The 25,809-nt window shown below is 36.8% G+C and carries 24 protein-coding genes; 7 read left to right on the top strand and 17 right to left on the bottom strand.

Annotation, left to right across the window (positions count from 1 at the left end; all coding sequences use genetic code 11):
- The first annotated feature begins 240 nt into the window (after positions 1–240).
- The 3 genes from EDC17_RS11810 to EDC17_RS11800 all read left to right on the top strand — a co-directional run bounded on the left by EDC17_RS11810 (position 241) and on the right by EDC17_RS11800 (position 4,182).
- Complete coding sequence (locus EDC17_RS11810) at positions 241–657, top strand: response regulator (protein WP_132778273.1); 417 nt, start codon at positions 241–243, stop codon at positions 655–657.
- Positions 658–927: 270 nt separating this feature from the next.
- Positions 928–3,084, top strand: coding sequence for a sensor histidine kinase (locus EDC17_RS17425; RefSeq protein WP_132778272.1), 2,157 nt, complete (start codon positions 928–930; stop codon positions 3,082–3,084).
- A 15-nt stretch (positions 3,085–3,099) separates the two neighbouring features.
- The gene (locus EDC17_RS11800) at positions 3,100–4,182 is read left to right on the top strand and encodes a hybrid sensor histidine kinase/response regulator (RefSeq protein WP_132778271.1); all 1,083 of its coding nucleotides are present in this window, start codon (positions 3,100–3,102) and stop codon (positions 4,180–4,182) included.
- Between the two features lie 8 nt (positions 4,183–4,190).
- On the opposite strand, the gene EDC17_RS11795 is transcribed toward EDC17_RS11800, so the two are convergent.
- Entirely contained in the window at positions 4,191–4,649 is a 459-nt protein-coding gene (locus EDC17_RS11795) for a response regulator (RefSeq protein ID WP_132778270.1), read from the bottom strand.
- A gap of 147 nt (positions 4,650–4,796) precedes the next feature.
- On the bottom strand, positions 4,797–5,597 hold the full coding sequence (locus tag EDC17_RS11790; RefSeq protein ID WP_243646137.1) for a tyrosine-protein phosphatase: 801 nt from the start codon (positions 5,595–5,597) through the stop codon (positions 4,797–4,799).
- Positions 5,598–5,999: 402 nt separating this feature from the next.
- Between EDC17_RS11790 and EDC17_RS11785 the strand changes: the two genes are divergently transcribed.
- Both EDC17_RS11785 and EDC17_RS11780 read left to right on the top strand, forming a co-directional pair.
- Positions 6,000–6,698 (top strand): hypothetical protein, encoded by a 699-nt coding sequence (locus EDC17_RS11785; protein WP_132778269.1) that lies wholly within the window; start codon positions 6,000–6,002, stop codon positions 6,696–6,698.
- A 99-nt stretch (positions 6,699–6,797) separates the two neighbouring features.
- Complete coding sequence (locus EDC17_RS11780) at positions 6,798–7,961, top strand: IS4 family transposase (RefSeq protein ID WP_132778268.1); 1,164 nt, start codon at positions 6,798–6,800, stop codon at positions 7,959–7,961.
- Positions 7,962–8,159: 198 nt separating this feature from the next.
- Here EDC17_RS11780 and EDC17_RS11775 read toward each other — a convergent pair whose 3' ends face one another.
- The 12 genes from EDC17_RS11775 to EDC17_RS11720 all read right to left on the bottom strand — a co-directional run bounded on the left by EDC17_RS11775 (position 8,160) and on the right by EDC17_RS11720 (position 19,616).
- The gene (locus EDC17_RS11775; protein WP_243646136.1) at positions 8,160–8,357 is read right to left on the bottom strand and encodes an OmpA family protein; all 198 of its coding nucleotides are present in this window, start codon (positions 8,355–8,357) and stop codon (positions 8,160–8,162) included.
- Positions 8,358–8,485: 128 nt separating this feature from the next.
- Entirely contained in the window at positions 8,486–9,346 is an 861-nt protein-coding gene (gene rfbA / locus EDC17_RS11770; protein ID WP_132778267.1) for a glucose-1-phosphate thymidylyltransferase RfbA, read from the bottom strand.
- Positions 9,343–10,212 (bottom strand): dTDP-4-dehydrorhamnose reductase, encoded by an 870-nt coding sequence (rfbD, locus tag EDC17_RS11765; RefSeq protein WP_132778266.1) that lies wholly within the window; start codon positions 10,210–10,212, stop codon positions 9,343–9,345. Before rfbD ends, rfbA begins: the two co-directional genes overlap by 4 nt.
- 3 nt (positions 10,213–10,215) lie before the next feature.
- A complete protein-coding gene (rfbC, locus tag EDC17_RS11760) occupies positions 10,216–10,749 on the bottom strand; it encodes a dTDP-4-dehydrorhamnose 3,5-epimerase (protein WP_132778265.1) in 534 nt (177 codons plus the stop codon).
- Between the two features lie 16 nt (positions 10,750–10,765).
- The gene (rfbB, locus tag EDC17_RS11755) at positions 10,766–11,815 is read right to left on the bottom strand and encodes a dTDP-glucose 4,6-dehydratase (RefSeq protein ID WP_132778264.1); all 1,050 of its coding nucleotides are present in this window, start codon (positions 11,813–11,815) and stop codon (positions 10,766–10,768) included.
- Between the two features lie 23 nt (positions 11,816–11,838).
- Positions 11,839–12,951 carry a GDP-mannose 4,6-dehydratase gene (gene gmd, locus EDC17_RS11750; protein WP_132778263.1) on the bottom strand — a complete coding sequence of 371 codons (1,113 nt, stop codon included), beginning with the start codon at positions 12,949–12,951 and terminating at the stop codon, positions 11,839–11,841.
- Positions 12,952–12,954: 3 nt separating this feature from the next.
- Entirely contained in the window at positions 12,955–13,905 is a 951-nt protein-coding gene (locus EDC17_RS11745; RefSeq protein WP_132778262.1) for a GDP-L-fucose synthase family protein, read from the bottom strand.
- Between the two features lie 19 nt (positions 13,906–13,924).
- Positions 13,925–14,920: a mannose-1-phosphate guanylyltransferase gene (locus EDC17_RS11740; protein ID WP_165894413.1), complete on the bottom strand. Its 996-nt coding sequence runs from the start codon at positions 14,918–14,920 to the stop codon at positions 13,925–13,927.
- Positions 14,921–15,017: 97 nt separating this feature from the next.
- Complete coding sequence (locus EDC17_RS11735) at positions 15,018–16,184, bottom strand: nucleotide sugar dehydrogenase (RefSeq protein ID WP_132778261.1); 1,167 nt, start codon at positions 16,182–16,184, stop codon at positions 15,018–15,020.
- Positions 16,185–17,209: 1,025 nt separating this feature from the next.
- Complete coding sequence (locus EDC17_RS11730; RefSeq protein WP_243646135.1) at positions 17,210–17,716, bottom strand: adenylyltransferase/cytidyltransferase family protein; 507 nt, start codon at positions 17,714–17,716, stop codon at positions 17,210–17,212.
- A 2-nt stretch (positions 17,717–17,718) separates the two neighbouring features.
- The gene (locus tag EDC17_RS11725) at positions 17,719–18,255 is read right to left on the bottom strand and encodes an exonuclease domain-containing protein (protein WP_132778260.1); all 537 of its coding nucleotides are present in this window, start codon (positions 18,253–18,255) and stop codon (positions 17,719–17,721) included.
- A gap of 80 nt (positions 18,256–18,335) precedes the next feature.
- Positions 18,336–19,616: a replication-associated recombination protein A gene (locus EDC17_RS11720; RefSeq protein ID WP_132778259.1), complete on the bottom strand. Its 1,281-nt coding sequence runs from the start codon at positions 19,614–19,616 to the stop codon at positions 18,336–18,338.
- Between the two features lie 97 nt (positions 19,617–19,713).
- Here EDC17_RS11720 and EDC17_RS11715 point away from each other — a divergent pair, with 97 nt between their 5' ends.
- Positions 19,714–20,796: a tetratricopeptide repeat protein gene (locus EDC17_RS11715; RefSeq protein WP_132778258.1), complete on the top strand. Its 1,083-nt coding sequence runs from the start codon at positions 19,714–19,716 to the stop codon at positions 20,794–20,796.
- 145 nt (positions 20,797–20,941) lie between these two features.
- Complete coding sequence (locus EDC17_RS11710) at positions 20,942–23,056, top strand: carboxy terminal-processing peptidase (protein WP_132778257.1); 2,115 nt, start codon at positions 20,942–20,944, stop codon at positions 23,054–23,056.
- 69 nt (positions 23,057–23,125) lie between these two features.
- Here the strand turns inward: EDC17_RS11710 and EDC17_RS11705 are convergent, their stop codons facing one another.
- From EDC17_RS11705 to EDC17_RS16880, 3 genes are all read right to left on the bottom strand, one after another.
- Positions 23,126–24,295, bottom strand: a complete 1,170-nt coding sequence (locus EDC17_RS11705) for a hypothetical protein (RefSeq protein WP_132778256.1) — start codon at positions 24,293–24,295, stop codon at positions 23,126–23,128.
- A gap of 63 nt (positions 24,296–24,358) precedes the next feature.
- A complete protein-coding gene (locus EDC17_RS11700) occupies positions 24,359–25,078 on the bottom strand; it encodes a LytR/AlgR family response regulator transcription factor (protein WP_132778255.1) in 720 nt (239 codons plus the stop codon).
- Positions 25,068–25,661 (bottom strand): sensor histidine kinase, encoded by a 594-nt coding sequence (locus EDC17_RS16880; RefSeq protein ID WP_165894412.1) that lies wholly within the window; start codon positions 25,659–25,661, stop codon positions 25,068–25,070. Before EDC17_RS16880 ends, EDC17_RS11700 begins: the two co-directional genes overlap by 11 nt.
- Positions 25,662–25,809 lie beyond the last annotated feature (148 nt).

Here is a 25,809-nt window from a genome sequence, read left to right as displayed (position 1 = left end):
TTCTTTGAAGCGCTCAAAATCAAATTTCTCGTTGTTCATTATACTGTGTCTAAAAATAAGTATTTATTTAATGACACAGTTTAATTTACACCCTCTAAAAAGTACTATTATTTCTATTACATCTCTATTGAATGCTTGCAAATTACACCTTAGGTGTTACTTTTTATTTAATAATTATTCTCAACGATATGTCTGGTAAAATGTTTTTCTACTTGCAGGTTTTATCTAAAGATTCAAATAATGAAATCCATTCGTGCAACACTAATTGAAGATAATGCCATTTTAAATTTCTTGTTTAAGAAATTTCTGGAAGAATATACCTCCAGAGAGATAACGCCGGAGATATTTGAAAATGGTCAATTAGCATGGGAGCATTTCATTTCCATAGAATCACATCCTGAATTATTGCCCGATATTATATTTTTAGACATCAATATGCCGCTAATGAATGGATGGCAGCTCCTTGAGAACCTTGTCAACAATAATTTCGAATTTATATATAAAATTCCCATATATATAGTGAGTTCTTCACAGATTTCCTTAGATAAAAACAAAATGTCGGAGTTCCCTTTTTTAAAGGATTACCTGGTAAAGCCTATCGATAAACATACATTTTATAGTTTACTGGATAAATATTTTGAGGAGGACTTTAAGTAATTGTCCCTGCATAGGTTTAACTTTACATTCATCTAAATGACCTAATATTTTTGGGGTGTAGCAAAAAATATTTCTACAAATTGATACGCAAAGCAGGGTTAAATGTAGTTTATCAAGTGGTAAATAGTATCACGCTTTACTTTTTAAATTTCACTTTGCCAATAGGATCAATTCTTGAGTCAATAAAATATAGTGAGGTTGATCTGTTCAAAAAGCGCTACAAGAATAACCTACTATAATAGTTTATATAATTTTAGCACGAAGTTTACTATGTATAAGTATTTAAAAATATTTATCAGTGTTATTCTCACTGTCTTTTCCTTGAATCTCTCCGCCCATCATACCTTTAAATTGAGCGAACTGAATAGTAAAAGGTTTATAGGGAATTATCTAGGTGTCTTACAAGACCCTAGTAATACAGCTACTGTCCATAACCTTCTTAGCAGTAAGCAGAAATTTGATTATAACTGGGGCGACGTACCAAATCTAGGAGTTACGGAAAATAACAATTGGCTGCATTTAAAATTTATTAATGACACCCCTGATCAAAGACTACTGATTTATATTTCCAATCCAACTATAGATGAAGTAACTTTTTATCGTGTATTTAACGATAGGATCGACAGCGTAAAAGCGACCATTGATGACCCATTAACTACTAGAGCTGTGCAGCATCAATTTTACGCATTTGATATTGCCGCAGGATTAAATGACACGGTAACTTGTTTTGTAAAAATTAAAAGCACAAAACAGTTAATCATACCGGTTTCATTATCCGCCAAGGGAAAAGTGGTACGTGAGATTATTCGATATGACCTAGCTGCAGGCGTTTTCATTGGCATTATGCTCATCGTATTGTTATATAATTTATTTATTTACTGGGGCGTTAGGGACGAACATTACTTAGCATTTGTTCATTATATTTTTTGGGTAGCCTTAGTCCAACTCGCCATATTAGGTGTTTTTACACGTTTGAATTCCTTTATACCCTTTTCCACCATACACCTTATAACTTTTGGTGGAGCAATGTCGGGCATTGCGTCAATCATATTTGTAAAATCCTTTTTAAATATAAAGGCATACAGTTATAGGCTAACCGTTCTATTAAATATTATACTTGCAGGAGATATTGCTGCTATCTTGATATTATTTGTAGGCTTTCCAACAATAAGTTATCAATTAGTAAATTTCGTGGCGGCCGTAGGTTCCGTATGCGTTTTTGCTGTAGGGTACAAGGCGCTGCGGGCAGGAAATAAATCCGCTAAATTGTTTTTAGTGGCTTGGGGTATTTTTCTTGGTAGTGTTATCATATATGTTTTAAAAGATTACCAGATTCTACCTTATACAGATTTCACCAACCAGGCCGTTCAAATCGGCGTTTCTATTGAAGCATTACTTTTATCTTTTGCCCTAGCGGATAAAATCAACATTTATAGACGTGAAAAAGAAGAATCCCAAGCCAAAGCGTTGAAGATTCTGTTAGAAAAAGAGCACCTTGTCCGCGTTCAAAATATTGAGCTAGAGAGAAAGGTATTGGAAAGAACGCAAGATTTAACCAATGCCAATGAATCGTTAGAGTCCACATTAAAGCACCTAAAAGAAACACAAAGTCAACTAGTAGAGGCGGAAAAAATGGCCTCCCTAGGGCAGTTAACAGCAGGCGTGGCACATGAAATAAATAATCCCATTAACTTCGTAACTTCTAATGTGGCCCCCTTAAAAAGGGATATACAGGTTTTATGGGAAGTAATTGAAGAATTGGAAAAAATCGCAACAGATACGAACCTATCACCAGAGCAGAAAGAGCTGCTAATAAAAAATTATAGCCAGGAACAAGATTTAGACTATCTAAAAACAGAAATTGAATTTTTATTAAAGGGAATGCATGAGGGTGCAACACGGACTGCAGAAATAGTTAAGAGTTTAAGGATATTTTCTAGAGTGGATGAAGACGCTTTAAAATCGACAGATATTAACGAGGGTTTGGAGTCCACGCTTGTTATCTTGAACAGTCTATTAAAAGATAAAGTTAGCGTAGTAAAGGAATACGGAGATATTCCATTAGTAGAATGTTATGCCGGGAAAATGAACCAAGTCTTTTTAAATATTTTTTCCAATGCCATTAATGCCATAGAGCAAAAGTTTCCTTCGAGTGCTCAAGGGATAATAAAAGTAGAAACTATATATGACCCTGCTGGCGAGCAAGTCATCATAAAAATTACCGACAACGGAATTGGAATCCCAGAAGATATAAAAGATAAAGTGTTTGAGCCGTTTTTTACGACCAAAGATGTTGGTAAGGGTGTTGGTTTAGGCATGTCTATCGCCTATAAAACCATCCAAAACCATAATGGGAAAATTACCATTGACTCTGAGCAGGGAGTAGGTACTACTTTTAGTATAGTACTTCCCAAATCACAAGTATAAGAAGGACTATTTAGTATGAAAAATATTGATATTCTATATATAGACGATGAAGAGAATAATATCAATAGCTTTAAGGCGAATTTGAGATTACTTTATAACATTCACGGCGTCACAAATACCCGGGATGCAGAAATTATTCTAAAAAATAATCCAGCTATCAAAATTATAGTCTGCGATTATAAGATGCCCGGAGAATCAGGCGTGGATTTTTTTAGACGTATTAAGAGTAGCTATCCTCAGCCTATCCGCATACTACTGACGGCTTATGCGGATATGAGTATTGTAATAGCAGCAATAAATGAGGGTAATATATTTAAATTTATCCGTAAGCCCTATGTAATAGAAGAAGTGATTTCCACTATAGAAGAAGCGAATCAATTCTATTCGGCCACTTCTATGCTAGAGCGCAGGAATGCCCAGTTGCAGCAGGCCTACCACGAGCTTGACAAATTTGCTTATAGCATAAGCCACGATTTACGAGACCCCCTAGCGAGTGTTCTCTCTGCCATTTCATACGCTATGGAGTTGCAAAGAGTAGAAGAAATTAGCGAAATGTTACTTCTTATGCAAAAATCAATATCCATACTGGATCAATATATTGAAAATCTGAGAGACTATTATTTGGTTAGGCGAGGAGAGCTGAATTTAAGAGACATAGATTTTAGACGTGTTGCCCAAGACATACGTGCATTTTATCAAATAGCTACCGAGCAACATCATATTAACTTGGATATTGAAGTTCATCAGCACACTTCTTTTAAGAATGATCTTTCATTAATAGAGCTCATTGTATACAACTTGCTGAATAATGCATTCAAATATTATAAAAAAGAGGAGCTTAACAAACAAGTGTGGCTAGACATTCAAGTTGCAAAAGGTTTTGTAAAAATAAAAATTAAGGATAACGGAATTGGAATACCTCAAAGTGATCATCAGGAAATATTCAAATTATTTTACCGCGCCAATGCGCAAGCTCCAGGCATGGGATTTGGCTTGTACAATATTAAGAGTGCTTTATTGAAGTTAAACGGATCAATTGAAGTGGATTCCCAGCTGGGATTAGGAACAACCTTTACTGTCAAAATACCCAGCAAATAATATCTGCGTTAAGACAAAAGTTTCTGGCGTAACAGGAATTCCAACTGTTCGTTAGATAATTCTAAATGAGAGAATTTTTCAAGCGTAGACTTCCTGGCGGCATAAATTTCGTATGCAGCCTCGATTGTGTCCTCCAAAACTTTCTGGTCCCAAGGTTTTGATAGATAATGGTATATCTTACCTTTGTTAACGGCATCAATTACTGCACTCATATCTGAATAGCCCGTGAGTAGTATGCGCATAGGTTCGGCATTAATTTCAATGACCTTCTCCAAAAATTCCACACCTGTTAATCCAGGCATTCTTTGGTCTGATATAATGATCTCTACTTGATTATTCCTTATAATCTCCAGTGCGTCATTACCATTTGTTGCGGTCATGACATTGTATTTTTTGCGGAAAGTAGCTTTAAATGAGAATAGATTATTTTCCTCATCATCCACATATAACACGGTAATTTTTTTCATAGGTGCAATAAAAAGTAAATAAACATTTACTATAAAACAACGACACTAATTTATGGTAATTGTTACTGCATCCTCGAACAAAATATATGTTATATAGTTTAGATGGTATACAAAAATAATCTCATACCCCTACAGCAGAAATATTACTTATCCTACTGCTATACTATTATTCCCCTCCATATGATCAAGTAAAGTAGGGTTCAATATAGTACAGGTTCTTAATAAATCTCGAACAGGGTATTTTGCTACGACATCCTGAAGCGCAAATAATTGTTTCTTATGGTGTAGATCTGTACCCACAAAATCATACATTCCAGACTTAAGCATGGTAAGGGCTGCCACCTTGACTTCTGTACCGTAATAACGACTAATTGATAAAAGATTGAGTTGTAAAAGACATCCTGCATCTTTTATCTGCTTATACATATCAAAATTATAGTGATAATAATTATATCTTTCAGGATGTGCTAGAATCGGTTTATAACCAAGATTCTGAATGTCCATGATCGTTTTAAAAAGCGCATTGGATTCCGCTAGGTAGGACATTTCTATAAGTACATATCCACCCGGCATCACGCACAAATTATCTTTATCTATCAGAGGGCTTATTTGTTCATCAATCATATGCTCTGCGGCAGAGAATATAACAGCTTTATTCTTGGAATTTTGGAGAGTCTCTTCTAAACTAGTATATGCCGCTTGAATGGTACTTTTTGTATTTGGATATAAATCCGCCATAACATGCGGTGTACAAATATATTTATTAAATCCTAACGTATTAAGACCTCTTATGAGTTCTAAAGAATCTTCTAAAGTTTGTGCTCCATCATCAATGCCAGGGAGTAAATGATTGTGCATATCCACTTCTAAAAAAGAAAGCTTACCCATCGAGCGTACCACTTCTTTATCGTCCTTTTTACGGTTAAATAAGCTAGAAAAAAATCCCATATATAAAATCTAGAAAATAGTCATTAAAATTAATACTAACAACATTCGCGCCATTAAATTAAACAAATTTAATTTATATGCAAATATAACTCTATCGATAGTTATAAGCAACATGACCTATGTATATGTTACACGAAATGAAATGCAGATATGCGACATCAAAGAAGTAATTAATATTACTTTTTATAGTGAATGATATTAGATCGAATACATCTGAATCTATTTATATTTGCTAAACTCTTATAGGGTTTTCATCAGCACTTGACATACAACGTATTGTAGTTTAAGTATTTGGGAATAACCTATAAGACGAGCAAACCAGACCATACTACTTAAAAGTGAAAACGAACCACTATTCGCTGATTGAGCTAGTAGATATTTTAAATTTAAATTCAACATTATATGGAATACGGAATTCAGTATATAGATCCGTCAATATTTATACCATCCGCAGATTCAAATCTTGCTAAATCCTATTTGAATATAATAACTACGGACAATAAGGCAAGCTCTATTATAATTGAAGATGACTGTGTAGAAATCGAACCTCATACGGTATTAATTATAGGACCCCAGTTGAATGCGCGTGTCAACTTCCAAGAGAAATCACCATATCATTATTTATTTTTTTCTGAAGGTTTCTATTCGCAGGCTCAAAATGACAGCATATTGCTACCTCAACTAATGGGGATAGTTGAATCGGAAGGCGGATATTTAAAAGTAAGTATTCCACCGGATTACATTTCCTTTTCTCAGTTTGCAAATAACCAACTCAAGCAAGCCTTTGAGAATTACAGCAATTCACCTTTGATAAAAGATTTAGTTCATCTGATTATTCGCCAAATTATAATTTATGTTTATCTGAAACTTACAGAAAACCAAATTAACGTGGTCTCTCCGTTGACCCATGTGGATAACAGTTTACTATGGAATTTTTACGAGCTAATAGACAAACATGTCCACAAAGAAAAACATATATCGTTTTATGCAGAAAGCCTTAAAACTACACCTAGAAGGTTAGCCTCCCTGACTAAAAAAGCTGTGTCTAAAACTCCCAAAGAACTTATAACAGAAGGCCATTGCTGTCCCATTAAAATCTGAAATTGTTCTTTGAAATATTTGAAATATAGTTAGTTACGGGTGTTTTTAGACCGAACGGACTTGAAAACATAGTTTTGTGTCAGATGAATCTGACAGTCTATGTTTCAAGATAAATATGTTTTCGCCCAGTTGGCCTCGTTTCTCAACCGCAGTAAGTTTAATCGTATCGTAGCCAAGTATAATGGAGACAAGTATGTTAAGCACTTCACTTGCTGGAACCAATTGCTTGCATTAATGTTCGGACAACTTTCCAACCGTGAAAGTCTGCGGGATTTGGTGATCGCACTTGATGCCCACCAATCCAAATGCTATCATCTAGGAATGGGCAAGAATGTCTCCAGATCATCGTTGGCCAGAGCCAACCAGGACAGGGATTACCATATCTTTGAGGAGTACGCCTATTACTTGGTCAACCAGGCCAGAGAAACCAGATCCACCAAGATCTTCGAGTTAGGTGGGAACGTGTATGCTTTCGATTCGACAACGATCGATCTCTGTCTTTCCGTGTTCTGGTGGGCAAAGTTTCGCAGGAGAAAGGGAGGTATCAAAGTACACACATTGTATGATGTGGAAACGCAGATACCTGCATTCTTTCATATCACCGAAGCTTCCGTTCACGATTCAAAAGTCATGAATCAAATACCTTATGAATCAGGGTCATATTATATATTTGACCGGGCGTACAATAACTTTAAGTTGCTATATAAGATTCAACAGATAGGAGCATATTTCGTGATCAGGGCAAAGACTAATCTGCAGTACAAAACCATCAAATGGAAACGCAGATTGCCCAAAAATGTGCTTTCAGATCTAACGATCGGATTGAGCGGATTTTATCCAAAACAGTATTACCCCGGAACACTTCGGCTGGTCAAATACTGGGATGAACAGCAGGAAAGAGAGTTAGTCTTTTTGACCAATGCCACCCACATATCAGCTCTGCAGGTCGCGGATCTTTACAAGAACCGCTGGCAGGTAGAATTATTCTTCAAATGGCTAAAACAGCACCTTAAAATCAAAAAGTTTTGGGGTACTACTGAGAACGCAGTTCGGATACAGGTCTATGCTGCCATCTGTACCTACTGCCTAGTGGCCATGGTTCAGCACGACATGAAACTGGACAGAAGTACGTACGAAGTGCTACAGATATTAAGCATCTCATTGACCGATAAAACCAACTTGCGTGAGCTCTTTAGCAAAACTAAATTTCAATATGACAAAGAACGAACTGACCTTAATGGGCCAAATTTATTTAATTTTTAAAACGTCCCGATTTTACTGGGACACTAGTGATTTATTATAATTTATTATGGCGTAAAAATAGGGCTTTTAATGGATTTTTTCCTATTTTCAGCCGAAAATAATTAGGTACCTACTTCTATACTCTTTTAGTTTAATGTTTTTTCGAAAAAATTGGGGTATCTAACTAAATAAAGTCTGCTATCGCAGACTTTAAAATACTTATCTTCCTAATACAATTACAGCGCGACTCAAACGAGGATCATCGTAATACATATTGTCCACACCTCCAAAATAGCTAATGGTCAATTGCGAAGCTGGAACACCAAACTCACGCACTAACACATTATATATCGCTTCTGCTCTTTCGCGGCTCAATCTTTCGTTAATAAGCCTTCGATCCCGTTCCTTGGTCCGCATACCCTGCCACTGGCCAATTGGGGAACAACAGCTCAGAAATTAGCAATTTGGTTTCCGGGAAGAATCATAATAGAGTGGATTAGAAAAGAAATTCTATCTTTTCTGAATATAACGGCTCGATATTTTACCTATTTCGCAATGCGAACTAAGTATTCTCCATAGCCAGATTTACATAAGGGTTCTGCTATCTTTAATAACTGGTCTTTATTTATATAGCCCATTCTGTAAGCTACTTCTTCTATGGCTCCGATTTTCATTCCTTGGCGTTCTTCTATTACTTGCACAAATTGACCTGCCTGCATAAGCGATTGTACAGTTCCAGTATCCAACCAAGCTGTACCACGATTGAAAACCCCTACTTTTAGTTTTCCGCGCTTGAGGTATTCCTTATTGACATCGGTAATTTCCAATTCTCCTCGAGCTGAAGGTTTAATATTTTTTGCTATTTCCACTACATCATTATCATAAAAATAGATTCCAGGAACCGCATAATTTGATTTGGGCTGAGTAGGTTTTTCTTCAATAGAAACAACATTATTGTATTCATCAAATTCTACTACACCATAGCGCTCTGGGTCCTGTACCGAATACGCAAAGACCACACCTCCATCTGGATCTGCACAGGATTGTAATAGTTTGGATAATCCCGAGCTGTAGAAAATATTATCACCTAGGATCAGCGCTACCTTATCCTTGCCTATAAACTCTTCCCCTAAAATAAAAGCCTGTGCTAATCCATCCGGTGAAGGCTGTGCTTTATAGCTAAACTTGCAGCCCAATGAGGAACCATCCCCCAGTAGTTTTTCGAACTGTGGCAAATCCTGAGGTGTGGAAATAATAAGTATCTCCTTTATCCCAGCCAACATAAGGGTCGACAGCGGGTAATATATCATGGGTTTATCATACACAGGCATTAGCTGTTTGGACACCGCCAAAGTAAGAGGGTGTAGACGAGTACCTGAGCCACCAGCAAGTATTATTCCTTTCATAGATTTGATGTTTTTAAGTTTCGCAGCATTTCTTGAAGACTATCTTTCCACGCGGGAACTTTAACATTAAAAGTATCTTTTATTTTTGATTTTTCCAGCATCGAAAATTTGGGTCTTTGAGCTGGCGTAGGGTACGAAGAAGTAGGAATAGGGTGTATGGTGCAATTTAATTCTGCAGCTTCCTTTATCGCTAATGCAAAGTCATACCAAGAGATTCTTCCTTCATCGGAATAATGGTATATTCCCCCTATCCACACGTCCGAAAGCAATATCGTCATAATAGCTCGAGCTAAATTCTTGGCATAAGTAGGTGACCCAATCTGATCATCAATAACAGAAATTTTCGTTCTCTGTTGCATGAGACGTAGCATAGTCTTGACAAAATTATTCCCATAAACCGAGTATACCCAGGATGTACGGATAATTATTCCATCCGGGCAATATGCAGCAATAGCTTGTTCCGCATCCCTTTTTGTTCTACCGTATACATTGATAGGTTGGGTTGGCGCATCTTCTGCTATAGGAGATGAAAATGATCCATCGAATACATAATCCGTAGAAATAGCGATAAGCTTCTTATTATTTTTCCCACAGTACTTTGCTATCTCTGCTGTAGCCAAATGATTTACAGCATCGGCCAGTATAGGCTCTGCTTCAGCTTTATCCACAGCAGTATAGGCACCAGCATGTACAATAATGTCGGGTTGCAGTTGGTTTAAAATCAGCTCAATTTCTTCTACCTTCTCCAATGTAAGAATAGTTCTATCCGCATAAATAGGAATAAAAGGAATGGATGAAGTGCTAAGCATATCCTTTAGCTCCATTCCCAATTGACCATTTGCTCCTGTTACCAATACTTTTTTCATCTCTTATTGGAATGGTCGTGCTACTTTATCTTTTTCGGATAATATAATATGTTCTTGGGGCAATGTCCAATCAATCGCAAGAGTTGCATCTAAAGGATGCACACCATCTTCGGCTTCTTTATTGTATTGGTTGTCGCATTTATAGAAAAAAGTAGCTGTCTTAGAAAGTACAGCGAAGCCATGAAGAAATCCACGTGGAATATACATTTGTTTATTATTTTCAGCAGACAACTCTACTGCCACATGCTCACCATAAGTAGTTGATCCTTCGCGCACATCTACCGCCACATCTAGCACCTTACCTTCCAAAACGCGCACTAATTTGGCCTGCGCATACTCCCCCAACTGCTGATGAAGACCTCTCACTACACCATATAGCGATTTGGACTGATTGTCTTGTACAAATTCAGAAGACATACCTGTTAATGCCTCAAATTTTGATTTATTGAAAGATTCGTAAAAATATCCTCTGATATCTTCAAATATAGTAGGCTCTATTATAAAACAGCCTTTTAGTTTTGTCTCTATTACCTTCATTTTATTTTAAAGTCATTTATGACTTATACTGGTTCTCATAATACTTCTGATATTCCCCAGACGTAACATTATCAAGCCAGTCTTGGTTGTTTAAAAACCAATCAATGGTGATGGATAACCCTTCTTCAAATGTGACAGAAGGTTTATATCCTAATTCTTTATTTATTTTAGTGGCATCTATTGCATAGCGCAAGTCATGTCCAGGGCGGTCTTTTACGAAGGTTATTAACTTTGCAGATGTCCCTTCAGGACGATTCAGTTTAATGTCCATCTGACGGCACAACTCACGTACCAAATCTATGTTCTGCCACTCATTAAAACCACCTACATTATAGCTATCTCCATTTTTACCGTTATGAAAGACAAGATCAATGGCCTTGGCGTGGTCCTTTACAAACAACCAGTCTCTTGTGAATTTACCATCTCCATATATCGGAAGAGGCCTATTATTCAAGACATTGTGAATACACAAAGGAATTAATTTTTCGGGAAAATGATTAGGACCATAATTATTCGAACAATTGGTGACTACGATGGGCAATCCATACGTATCATGATATGCACGCACAAAATGGTCTGATGACGCTTTTGATGCAGAATAAGGGGAATGCGGATCGTAAGGAGTCGTTTCGGAAAACAGCCCCTCTTCTCCCAAAGTGCCATACACCTCATCCGTAGATACGTGGTGAAATCTTTTATCCGCATAATCATCCTTCCAGATTTCCTTTGCCGCATTCAACAAATTCACCGTTCCGACAACATTTGTCATCACAAATGCCGTAGGATTTGTAATAGATCTATCTACATGGGATTCTGCAGCTAGATGTATCACACCATCAGGCTTGTTTTCCTTAAACATATGAAGGATATGATCTGCATCAGTTATATCAGCCTTGATAAAGGTATAGTTCGATTCGTGCTCAATATCCCTTAAGTTCTCCAGATTACCAGCATATGTAAGCGCATCCAAATTAATAATATGATAATTCGGATAATTCTTCACAAACTCTCTAACAACATGAGAGCCTATAAAACCAGCACCTCCAGTGATCAATATTTTTTTCATATGTATAGGATAGATTATATTAATTATAGCACATTGTTTTCCCAATTTGCATTGGAACTAAATTTCAGCAATTGTAGATCAGTGGCTACCATCTCTCTTACCAAAGCTTGAAGATCGTATTGAGGAACCCATCCTAATTTGGTTTTCGCTTTGGTAGGGTCACCAATTAAAAGATCCACCTCTGTGGGCCTGTAATATCTTGGATCCACTTTAACAACAATTTTACCCTCTTCGAGTTGAAATTCCGGGTTATGGCACTTCACTACCCGCGCCACCTCATTTTCTTGTTCGCCTTCGAAAGCAAGATCGACACCAACCTCCTCAAAAGCATAGCGAACAAAGTCTCTAACCGAGGTGGTTGCTCCTGTAGCAATAACATAATCTTCAGGGGTGTCCTGCTGCAGGATACGCCACATTGCCTCCACATAATCCTTAGCATGTCCCCAATCGCGCAGCGCATTGAGGTTACCCAAGAATAGGCAATCTTGCTTCCCGAGCGCAATAGCCGCTGTAGCCATGGTAATTTTGCGCGTAACGAAGGTCTCTCCACGTCTTGGAGATTCGTGGTTAAAGAGAATACCATTACACGCATATATATTGTATGCTTCCCTGTAATTTTTGGTAATCCAGAAGCCGTAAATTTTTGCTACACCATATGGCGAGCGTGGATAAAAGGGTGAATTTTCATCATAAAAACCACGCTCATTTTTGTTTTCAGGCATTCCACCGTATAGCTCGGAAGTGGAAGCTTGATATATTCTTGTTTTTTTCTCTAAACCTAAAATACGTACTGCTTCCAATACGCGTAATGTACCTAAAGCATCTACATTACCTACATATTCAGGGGAGTCAAAAGAGACTTTCACGTGTGACATCGCACCAAGATTATAAATCTCGTCGGGTTGCACCTCCTGAATGATTCGAATTATATTTGTTGAGTCGGTCAAGTCACCATAATGCAATCGGAAGGTAACATTCTTTTCGTGCAGATCTTGGTATAGGTGATCTATACGCTGCGTATTAAAAGATGATGAGCGGCGCTTAACCCCATGGACCATATAGCCTTTCTCTAAAAGAAGTTCGGCTAAATAGGACCCGTCCTGACCTGTTACCCCCGTTATTAATGCCGTTTTCATGTATTATATTTTAATTTCTTTAATGTTTTGTCGATTGTCTAAGAACCATTGGTAGGTTCTTTGGATGCCCTCTTTTAGCTCAACCTGATGTTTCCATCCTAAGTTATGCATTTTAGAAACGTCCATGAGCTTGCGTGGAGTGCCATCAGGCTTGCCGGAGTCCCACTGAATTTGTCCCTTGTGACCAACGATTTGCTGTATCAACTCTGCTAGAGCTTTTATTGTTAGATCTTCTCCTGTCCCTACGTTGTATAGGTGCTCAGGGAGTTTATTTTCCAAAGCAAAAATAACGGAAGCAGCCATATCATCTACAAATAAGAATTCACGCAGGGGCGCTCCCGTTCCCCAAAGAGTAACTGTAGCATGGTTACTCAATTTAGCGTCATGGAATTTACGTATCATAGCTGGCAACACGTGAGAGGTGGCAAGATCGAAATTATCATGTGTACCATACAAATTAGTAGGCATCAGGCTTACATAATCTTTACCAAATTGCTGGCGAATAGCCTGGCAGGCTTTTATGCCCGCAATTTTTGCTAAAGCATAGGCTTCATTAGTTGGCTCCAGGCTGCCTGTCAGAAGATATTCTTCCTTAAGGGGCTGAGGTGCCAATTTTGGATAAATACAAGAAGACCCCAAAAACACGAACTTCTCCACATTGCCTGCGAGCGAGGATTCAATGAGGTTGTTTTGAATCTGTAGATTCTCCATCAAAAATTGATAGGGATAGGTACTATTAGCTAATATCCCCCCTACACGAGCAGCCGCATCTATAACCACATCTGGCTTCTCTGCTTTGAAAAAATCCGAAACGGCTTGTTGCTGGCGTAAGTCCAATTCTTTACTGGTAGCGCCAATTAAATTTTTATAGCCTTCTTGTTCTAATTGCCTCCATATAGCAGAGCCTACCATTCCACGGTGACCTGCTATATAGATTTTACTTTTTTTATCCATGTGCCAGAAAAGTTAAGAATTAATCCAATAATTTGGATTGATGCTTTTCCAACATGTTATAAATCTTTTTCACATCTTGTGATTTTTCCTTTTGAACAAGAAGGAAAGCATCTTTTGTATATACAAATATAGTATTCTTTAATCCAACAAATCCTGTGAAAATTTCTGTACCGATTACAATATTACCATTGTCATCTTTGGGGTACCCCTCGGATATTAAATAATCATATAGCGCCTCATAAGAACCGAGATCCGACCAAGAAAATTCTGTTGGCACCACACGTATTTTTTTTGAACGCTCCATTACAGCATAGTCGACCGATATAGATGGAATCTCCAGTGATAGACTCTCATCCAGCACGCCTTTATTACTTGCAAGCCATGCCTGCTCAGCTTTCTGAAAAACTAGAGGCTCAAAGTTTCTCAATTCTTCTAAAAAAACAGAGGCTTGAAAACAAAACATGCCCGAGTTCCACAAGAAATTTCCTCTTTCTAGAAAGTCTTCTGCAGTATCGAGGTTGGGTTTTTCTCTAAATGAGGTGACTTGATCATCATCATATTCAATATATCCGTAACCAGTTTCTGGACGAGTTGGCTTTATACCAAATGTGACAATAAATCCTTTTTTTGCTTTTTCTATTCCCTGACGCATGGCAGTGCCGTAATCTTCCTCCCCCACTATCATATGATCAGAGGGTGTAACGATTAGCACATCGTCCGGATTAACGGATAGGGCAGCAAAAGCTATTGCCGCTGCAGTGTTCCGGGGGGTCGCTTCAACAATATTAGTATAAGATAGCCCGCACTTCACCATTGCTTTATGACTGAGGTGTGTGTTATCTCTATTACCAACAATGATGACATTATCGGTTATAAATCTATTACGCTCTATAGTCATCTCAAATAAAGATTTTCCGGCGAATAAATCTAAATATTGTTTTGGGGATTGCCTGCGCGATAGAGGCCATAATCTACTCCCCACACCTCCTGTTAATATAACATGTACTACTCTCATTATATACTTCGATTTATATCCACTATTTAAACAGCTGACAAAGATATTGTTCACTGCGGATGACTATTTCTGCAATTTTAACAAAATTATCCTTTATTTAGTCGCTACCAAATAAATCGCGTGTGTATAATTTATGTTGTACATCATCAAGTTCAGGTGCAGTTCGATTAGATATTATCAAGTCGCACTCCTGCTTAAAGGTTTCTAAATCATGTGAAACTCTCGACCCATAAAATAACTCATCTTGCAACACAGGCTCGTATACTACCACTTCTATACCTTTTGCCTTAATCCTTTTCATAATCCCTTGCATTGCTGAAGCCCTAAAATTATCAGACCCTGATTTCATAATAAGACGATAAACGCCTACTTTTTTTGGATTTTTGGATAGAATAGATTCGGCAATAAAGTCTTTACGCGTACGATTTGCATCTACGATAGCTTTGATAAGGTTGTTAGGAACAGAATCGTAATTGGCTAATAATTGCTTAGTATCCTTGGGCAAGCAGTAGCCACCGTAGCCAAAGGAAGGATTGTTATAATGATTACCTATACGGGGGTCTAGACCGACCCCTTCAATAATCTGTCTACTATTCAAATTATATATTTGCGCGTAACTATCCAGCTCATTAAAATAAGCAACACGCATCGCTAAGTACGTGTTAGAAAACAATTTTATGGCCTCTGCTTCTGTAGGATTTGTAAATAATATGGGAACATCTTTCTTTACTGCCCCCTGCTGTAATAAACTAGCAAAAACTTCAGCACGCTCGCTTTTTTCTCCTATAATAATTCTCGATGGATATAAATTATCGTAAAGCGCTTTTCCTTCACGTAAGAATTCGGGAGAAAATATAATATTATCAAATCCCAATTTTTCCTTTATAGATTCCACAAATCCTACGGGCACAGTAGATTTAATAATAATTACTGCCTGAGGGTTATAAACTTTTACTTCCTCAATCACAGATTCTACACTACTTGTGTTAAAATAATTTGTTTTAGGGTCATAATCTGTTGGTGTAGCAACGATGACATACTCGGCTCCCGAATAAGCTAAATGCTTATCTAGAGTCGCCTTAAAATTTAGTTCTTTGCGGGATAAATATTCAATAATTTCCGGATCCTCAATCGGGGAAACTTTTTCATTAAGCATTTTTACTTTTTCAGGAACAATATCTAATGCGACAACTTCATTGTGCTGGGACAAAAGTATGGCATTTGACAAGCCTACATAACCAGTTCCTACAACGGCTATTTTCATATGGATTAATTATTTATATAAGTGCGCTACTAGAGACAATTGCATTAAAAATCTTAGGCGCTCTCAAAGAGTTAATGTTATTTCAAATTTAATAGGAAAAAAGAATATTCACAGCAGTTACTATGCATATGAATTTAAGTTCAGGTATTATGTCATGGTGGATAATGGTTTAATAATTTGGTACTGCAATATAATTAGATTTTTGAAAAATTCTGTTTTTACTATCAATTATATTAAAATATACCATTTATATTCATACATTTGCGTTTCATACGTATGAGAAAAATAGATTTGGTAAATGAAAAGGCCGTCTCAAAATAGAGATGGCCTTTTTAATGTATGATGAAAATGTACTTACTGAGACCTAAATTAGCAGTTCTATAAAATAACTACGGCATATAAACAATCTCCATATCGGCTTTCTTTTTAGTATTTATTACAATTTAACTGGTGAAATTTAGATATCACTAACTTAAAAAATTGTTTTCGTTTCTTTTGCGAAAACAACGATTTTAAGAGCTAATGTAACCTCTGATACGCAAATGCTTTTTTATAGCGGCCTAATTAATAATGTATTTTTTTGGAATGACCCCTAGATATGGCTTGCTTTACAGTATGGAGGAACAATTTTATTGGTACATGGAAAAGCAAGAGGCCAATGTAGCATTAATTAGTGGATAAATAAGTTTCCCCTCCTGCATTGCTCAATATTGCGGCATTGTGCTTTTTCTCACATATGCACTCCTATGAAAATTTACATTGTTACTATTTTTCTTATAAAATAAAATGCCCCGAAAAAATATTTTTTATGGGACATTTTATTTTGAATAGCGTATTTTTTTCTGTGATATTTTTAAGATAGAATCGTTATTGCTTTTCCTTATCAAATATCATAATCCTATAAAGTAACTTATAAAGTTAATATCTAAAACAGATAAAATACATCACTAGGTAAGTAGATACTGAAATTTATTTAGCCTTAAAAGGGATTTACCTCAAACGCACTTTCACAAAAAAAGCAATTATTAGTCTTTATCCACTTTCTCGGCTTCTTTCTGAGCCACTATTTTTCTGAGCCCTGAACTAGAGAATCTATGATCTCTGCTGTTGAAGTATAATTCAATACCTTTATCCTCACAATATTTACGACCAGTAAAATCCCTATCTTTATATTCATCGCCCACAATTCTTACATCAAGTTTAAAAGACCTTAAGATATCCTCTAAATCCTGCTCGGTAGAATAGGGAACAATTTCATCTACATATTGACATCCTCTTAACTGAATATAACGTTCAACTACGGTTTGCGTAGGTGCGTTTTTATCGGGACGGTCTAAGGTAGGATCCATTTGAAGTCCGCAAATAAGATAATCGCATTGGCGTTTGGCTTCTGCCAGCATCATAATATGTCCTGCATGCAGTAAGTCAAAAGTTGAAAAAGTTATTCCTACTCTTGGCCCTGGATTATAATCTTTTTTCATTGATTTATTCTCTATTTTAACTTCCATAATTGAATTTATCTCTTTAAACATTATTAAGGGTGCAATTGTTGAAAAACCGTCAGCATTTCTTTTGCGCGATTTCTTTTAAGGTAAAGCTCGGCACATGCTCTTGCGTCCGAAAGCGCATCATGCGGCTTTATTTCAACATCCATAATTTTACAAACTATACTAAGCTTGGTCTTTTCAAACCCTAATTTTTTATAAATTTTGCTTGTACAATCCCAAGTTTGCTTTAATTCCAACTCATCGTATTCCAGCCCATAGTATTGCATTGTTTGGCGCAAAACTTTACGATCCAGCTCTTCATTATGTGCTACCATATTTTGCCCATATATTAATGGCAAAATAGCAGGGAACAATTCCTCAAAAGTAGGCGAATGTTGGGTGTCTTTAGGTCTTATGCCATGTACACGCGTGGTTTGCCACATGTATTTATTTGCCGGTGGCTGGACCAAACTATAAAATTCATTTGCTATCACACCATCCACTACACTCACTAAACCCACGGCACATACGCTCGTATATTCCGAGGTAGCCAATTCAAAATCAATGGAAGTAAAAGTATGCATTAATCAAATTTAAAAGTAATAAATAAAATCATAATCTTATTAAAGCGGTATGATAATAATAATAGTAGTACTATACTGGCTTAATAGCCATACTTATCTTTCCATTTTTCTTTCAATGAAGCTCGGAGCCGCTCTTCGCTAGAATTACTCCCTGGCTTATATAAGGGTACCCCTTCAATACCAGATGGCATAAACTCTTGTTCTACAAAATTGGTAGAATATGCATGGGCATATTTATATTCTGTGCCGTAATCCAGCTCTTTCATTAGCTTGGTAGGTGCGTTACGCAAATGCAGGGGTACCGACAAATCTCCCGTTTGGCGCACTAGAGCCTGCGCTTTATTTATAGCCTCATAGGAAGCATTGCTCTTAGCAGAAGAAGCAAGGTAAGTGACCGTCTGCGCCAAAATAATCCTCGATTCTGGCCATCCAATGACATTTACAGCCTGAAAACAGTTATTTGCAAGCAAAAGCGCATTGGGATTAGCATTGCCAATATCCTCTGAGGCCAAAATAAGTAGTCGCCTGGCAATAAAAGAAGGATCTTCTCCCCCTTCAATCATTCGCGCAAGCCAGTATACGGCTGCATTGGGATCCGATCCACGTATAGACTTTATGAATGCCGATATGATGTCATAGTGCTGTTCACCTGTCTTATCATAACGCGCCATATTTTGCTGAACTTGTTTAAGCACGAAGTCATTGGTAATAGCAATATTGTACGCAGCGGCGGCGTCAACCACTAATTCTAATACATTCAACAACTTACGTGCATCACCCCCCGAAATCCGCAATAGCGCGTCATACTCTTGAATATTTATATTATCCTTCTGCAAAAACGCATCCTCCTTAATAGCTTTACTTACCAAATGGATCAAGTCTTCTTTATCCAAGGATTCCAGTACATAAACTTGACAGCGGCTTAATAATGCGGATATAACCTCAAAGGAGGGGTTTTCCGTGGTAGCACCTATTAATGTCACCAAACCACGTTCTACCGCTCCGAGCAACGAGTCTTGCTGACTTTTGGAGAAACGGTGGATCTCATCAATAAAAAGTATAGGCTGCTCACCATTGAAGTTCATTAATTGCTCGGCCTTATCAATAACCTCCCGCACATCCTTGACACCCGATTTAATAGCGCTTAAGCTAAAAAATGGACGATCCAGCTCTTTAGCAATCAAGTATGCAAGACTTGTCTTTCCCACACCAGGAGGCCCCCATAATATCATGGAAGGAATATTTTTGCGCTTGATGGCATTATACAAAACCGCATTTTCACCTAATAAATGTTTCTGACCCACATAGTCCTGTATACTACGCGGTCGTAATCGCTCGGCTAATGGAACTCGGGTTGTCATATTTATCTTTCAATTAATTTTAACACAAAGTTACATAAAATCATTTGGCTTGAAAGTTGTCCACATTTACTACATTTGGTTAAATTTGTTTTTAAAAATGTCAATAAAATTCATACTATTCTATATACTTACATTGCTAAGCCTTTCCGTCCAAGCACAAGTACAGAAAGAAAATACACTCGATCCTTATGGTTACGTGACAAAATATGACACGCTCTTTAATGGTATAGGCCCCAAAGTATATATTCTGCCGTTTCCCCGTACATTAGCCGAAGAAATGACAGATACTTACAAGGAGATAGCGCACTTTCAAGACTCCATAGACCAAGGCTTACAATATTTCCGATTGTTCTCAACGTTCAAAAAAACATCCAATTACACACATATAGCTGATATGGTGGAGAAAAATCGTACTGCACAAGAATATATTCCACTTTTGCAGCAGCATAGCAGCCAAAACATATTGAGCTACGCTTTATACAATGAACAAGCAGCCCAATATGTGGTTGAGCAAAATTACCAGGCAGCTGCTGAAGCGCTTCATGCTGCATTATCTCGGGCCCAGACGCAAAAGCAGGCAGAAGATGTTGCTATAATACAGTCCAATTTGGCGTCCCTTTATTTATTACAAGGACGTTACCATGAGGCCGCTGATCTGGAGAAAAACTACCTAAAATATGCTGAAGGGAAAAAAGACCTCGCTGCACAAGCTGCTTCTCATACACGTATTGCGCTTATTCAAGCCTATGACAAGGATTTTAGGGCTGCCGAAAATACAATTATACGCAAAGCATTGCCTTTGTTTAATAAGTCAAAATATTACAGTGGAAAGATTGATGGCTGGATAATTTTAGCAGAAATATATAGAAATCAAAATAAACATACTGAAGCACAATGGTTTCTCATACAAGCCAAAGATTTAGCCAACGAAAAGAATTATGCCGAGAAGCTGCCTATGATCGAATATATGTTAGGTTCCTCTAAGATGATTCAATCCAATTACAGGGTGGCAAAACAAGAGCTAGAAAAAGCTTGGGATCTGGCAGAATCAAGTCCAAATAAGTATTTACAATTGGCAATCGCTGAACAATTAGGTCGGGCGCATGTTAACCTTAATAATTTTGTGGAGGCAGAAAACTACCTGCAAAAATATTGGAATTTAAGGAAGGACTTATTTTAGTAATATTGTTACATCCTTTATCCTCTACTTTTTGCTTATTTGAAGTCAAAGATTATTAGGATGAATTAATTTTAACTAATTTTATCGAGAAGTATAAACCCCATAGGGAATCCTTTTAACAATGATAATACACAACACAATACATATGTTCAAAAATATTTTAGTCTGTTTAGCATTTATTTCTGTTGTCGCATGTGGCGCAAAACCTAGAGTCCTTCTCCAGGAGGGCGAACTTAACCTCAAGCCTACACTTCAGCATGAAATTATTGCTAAAGAAGTGGTGGGCATTCTTGAAAATTATAGTTACAAAAAGGTATCGGCCAATGACTCCATTTCTAACATTGTCTTTGATAACCTAATCAAAACGCTTGATGAAGGAAAAAATTACTTCTTGCAGTCGGATATCGATGAGTTTCAAAAATTCCGCAATAACATCAGCCAGGATATGCGTAATGGCGATCTGTCGAGTGCCTTTTATGTTTTCAACAGGTATAACCAGCGTGCTTTACAATCTTTAGAGTATGCTTTAACTCAGGTCGATGTTGCTCACGAATTCAATAATGAGGAAACTTATGTTAACTACCGGGACAAATTAGCTTGGTTTTCATCCGAAGAAGAGCTTAACGATCAGTGGCGCAAACGCGTAAAATTCGATCTATTAAATTTAAAATTAACTTCTCCTGCTGGAAAAGATGAATCGGAGAAACATAAAGAAACTATAAAAAAGCGTTATAATAATTTAATTTCCCAAGCTAAGCAAACAAACTCAAATGATGCATTTCAATTGATTATGGCTGCTTTTACCAACGCTATTGATCCACATACCACTTATTACAACCCCTCCTTTGCGCAACGTTTCAATGAGGATATGTCTAATACCTTAGAAGGCATTGGAGCAAGACTGCAAATGGAAAATGAGATGGTCACCATAAAGGAAATCATTGCTGGAGGTCCAGCATTTAAAGATAAGACATTAAAGATTGACGATCGCATTATCGGAGTTGCGCAAGGCAATGGAGAGTTTGAGGACATTGTCGGCTGGCGCCTAGATGCTGCTGTAGCAAAAATTAAAGGCCCCAAAGGTACGGTGGTACGTCTAAAAGTACTGCCAGCTGGACAAGACTTGTCGGTACAGCCGACAATTATTAAGCTCACTCGCGAAAAAATTGTTATTGAAGAGGAATCTGCACAAAAAACAATCAAAACAGTGAAAGGTGAAGATGGAAAATCCTATAAAATTGGAGTGATTACCTTACCTAAGTTTTATATCGATTTTGAAGCTTATCGCAAACGTGATCCAAATTACAAAAGTACGACGCGCGATGTTAAACTTATTCTAGATACGCTCAAACAAGAAAAGGTAGATGCTGTTGTATTAGACCTTAGAAATAATGGTGGTGGCTCTCTACAAGAAGCAATCGAGCTCACCGGACTGTTCATCGAAAAAGGTCCAGTAGTACAAGTCAAAGATACACGTAACCAGATTGAAGTTCACCGTGATGAAGACAGCAGTGTAGCATGGACAGGACCATTTGGTGTGATTATAAATCGTTATTCTGCATCGGCTTCCGAGATATTTGCTGGAGCTATCCAAGATTACGGTCGCGGTATCATTTTAGGTTCATCAAGCTATGGTAAAGGCACGGTACAATCAGCGGTAGACATGTCTAGATTTATCAGCCCTACTAATAAGTTACGATTAAGAGCTTCCGGAGAGGAGGATCCCACTACCCCTAACGGTGCACCGCAGTTTGGCCAGATCAATGTTACTGTTGCCAAATTCTACAGAATAAACGGCAGCAGCACCCAGCATAAAGGTGTAGATCCGGACATTATTTTTCCGACACAATTTTCTGCGGAGAAATATGGGGAATCCTCCGAGCCCGCAGCGCTACCTTGGGATCAGATCAAATCTACATCCTATGCGCAGATTAATGATCTCTCAGCAATTAAAAAACAATTGGGCAGCAAGCACGAAGCGAGGATGAAAACCTCCGAAGAATACAAATTCTTAAAAGAGGACATCGAGGAATTCAATAAGGCCATGAATACGACTTCCAAAATCAGTTTAAATGAGGAGGCTCTTAAAAAAGAAAGGGATACCAATAAACTGAAAAATAGAAACCGTCTGAATAAAATACTGGAATTACATAACATGCCGATATGGAAGGAAGGTGAGCCACAACCCAAAGTAGAGTTTGACTTTATCCTTGAAGAAAGTTTAAATGTAATGCTAGATTTCATCAATCTTAAGAAATAACAATGCTCAACATAGGAATCCCTCAAATTTGAGGGATTTTTTTTATGTTTTATTGGAGGAGTAAATATTCTATTTAAAATAATTTGCTGTATATTCTTTATTTATATAATTAATCATATTAATCAGATGATCCTTCACGGCTGCAGCTGTTGTAACTTCAACAGCACGCGACTTTTTCCATAAACTATCCTTAGAAATTAAAGGTGAAGTTCTTGTTTTAAAAGAATGGGCAAAAAACTCAAATAATTTCCCTTTGTTTTCACTGGGAAGAATGTTCTCTACCATAAATAGCCGAATAATGAACGCAAATTCATTAACCGGAATTTCCAAGGTAATTTTTGATGTATCCTTTATAGCAGATAAATTTTTGACCTGATCAATCTTGTTAGTCAACTTTTTCTCCAAGAAATCCCTCTTTTTATTTAAATAATTCTTTAAATGATAAATTAGTGTATTTCGAGTCTTTACTTGAGTCAATCTCTGCTCTATTTGCATTTTTAGGATCTCCTCCTGTAAAGTTATAAGATGATCAATCCTTTTGTACAGATTTGGCTCATCGATTAAAATATTATCAACCAGATTTATACAGAAGTCATATAGCTCAGAGGAATTGAAATTCCTTTTTATAAGATACATTAAGAGCTCCTGCCGTTGGCTCATGTTAATAGAATTTAAATGATTTAGGGTCAATCTTAAATTATTAACCTGGGAATAGGTAATACCTCTAAGCCGGATGATTTTATTTATCCCACTATTAATAACTGTAATAAATTCTGTGGAATAATTTGCTAATGCGAGCTTTATATTTAAATCACTCAGGCCCTTTCTTAAAACAATCCTCAATTTTGAATAGGAATAATTGCTATAAGGCAAATCACCTATTAGATCAAAATGATTTACTTCCACCAAATTTAAAAAATCATCTAAAGCATTTAACACCATCAAATAATTCTTCCGCAAATTGGGAATTCTAAATCGCTGGGTTTTTAAAAACTGACTGTACAGCCGCTCACTTAACTTAATGATCTCTCCAATATTAAATTTACTGAAATTGATAGCTTGCTTATCTATAAGTAAGCCTTTTTTTAAATTATTAATATAATCCTCCAGTTCAGTGATAACATGGATTTGATTCTCAGGCATAATATCAGTTGTAACTTGATGGCTAAAATGATTCTCAATTTGGGCTAATAAGTCCTGAAATTTATCCGTGCTAAGAATCGAATTTGGTTTATTCATGATAGGTTAGCTTTATTGTTAAAAAAGTGAGTACAATGTAGTTATACTATGCAAGGTATTAAATCAGTACCGCTGCAAGAGACTTTTTATATTATTGACATACGCCCTTCCAATAGGGATATGGTCTCTTTTTCCTTTTAGCTTTATATATTTGCGAGAGAACTCCTCCACATAATATATGTTTATTAAAAAGCCTTTGTGTACGCGAATGAAATTTGATTGAGGAAGTTTTTCTAACAATAACTCCATGGAGATTAATCCATGATTTATCGTATTATCATTCATGTGAAAAAATATGTTTTTATCGTTTACTTCACAAAAAACTACATCTTTAAGTTCTATTTTTTTGAGGTTACCATTATTTTTGGTCGTTTTTACAGCAATCCAGCTATAATACTTTCGCTGCTCTTGATTTTTTTTATCGCACTGGTCTTTTGCTTTCTTTAGAGCTGCAATAAAGTTCTCCCTATTTCCAGGTTTTTCAATATAGCCTGAATCATAAGGTGATATCTGGAATATATATTCATTATAACTTGTACAGACAATGACAACAGGTTTTTCCTTTAAAGCATTAAAAAACTGAATACCATTTAATTTAGGCATCTTCATATCAATAATCAACACATCCACAGGCTCTGCCTCTATACGTTTTAAAGCTACTAGCGCATCACTCTCCTTCCAGATAACTTTAAACTCGGGGAAGTCTTTTAGAAAAAATTCAAAGAATTCAATTTCCTCAAGCCTATCATCAACAAAGGCAATAGTATAATAGTTAGATGTCATAATTCCTTAAGGTAATTTTAAATATGAATACGTTGTTATTCTCTTTATAAGCTATTTTATATTTATTTCCATACCGAGAGATCCTCTGGGATAAACTCGATATGCCTGACCTTTCGCCTTGATGTTGTGCTCTATCTTGCTTACAAAAAGTGTTTTCAATAATAATTTCTAGGTCTGATTTTACTTTGTGAACTTTGATCACAATAGGCACTTCGCTTTCCCAGTCAGCATATTTATTGGCATTTTCTAATGCAGATAATATAAGTAGAGAAATGATTTGATAGCGCTCAGAAATTTCATCATTAATCGTGAGCATCACCTTATCCTCTCCGTAATACCATCTCATGAGATCAATAAAGTGTTCTACCTGAATCCATTCCTTTTTTAGAGAGATGAATTCCGCTTTCACGCCCTCTCGTCTTAGCACATAACTGACTATTTCACAAAGTTTTACCAGCATGTCAGGAGAATCTTTACCTTGGCCCATAATAGCCCTGCATAAAGCTGTAGTAAATAAACTGTTAAAAAAATGCGGATTACTTTTACTAAAGGTATTCCGATACCAGAGCTCTTTAATTATCATATGGCTCTTAATAGCATCCCTTCTAGATGCTACAACTGACGATAAGAAAAAGATTGTTAAAAAACTTGTGGTAACATTCTTTATAAAAACTGTATTGCTTAGCTCTACTCTATATGCGTATAATTTAATATCAAAATTTGGGAGAATA

The sequence above is a fragment of the Sphingobacterium alimentarium genome (genome assembly GCF_004342685.1).
In the GTDB taxonomy this organism is placed as follows: Bacteria; Bacteroidota; Bacteroidia; order Sphingobacteriales; family Sphingobacteriaceae; genus Sphingobacterium; species Sphingobacterium alimentarium.
Note: the sequence above shows the minus strand (reverse complement) of the source record. Positions and strands in the feature narration are given on the sequence as shown.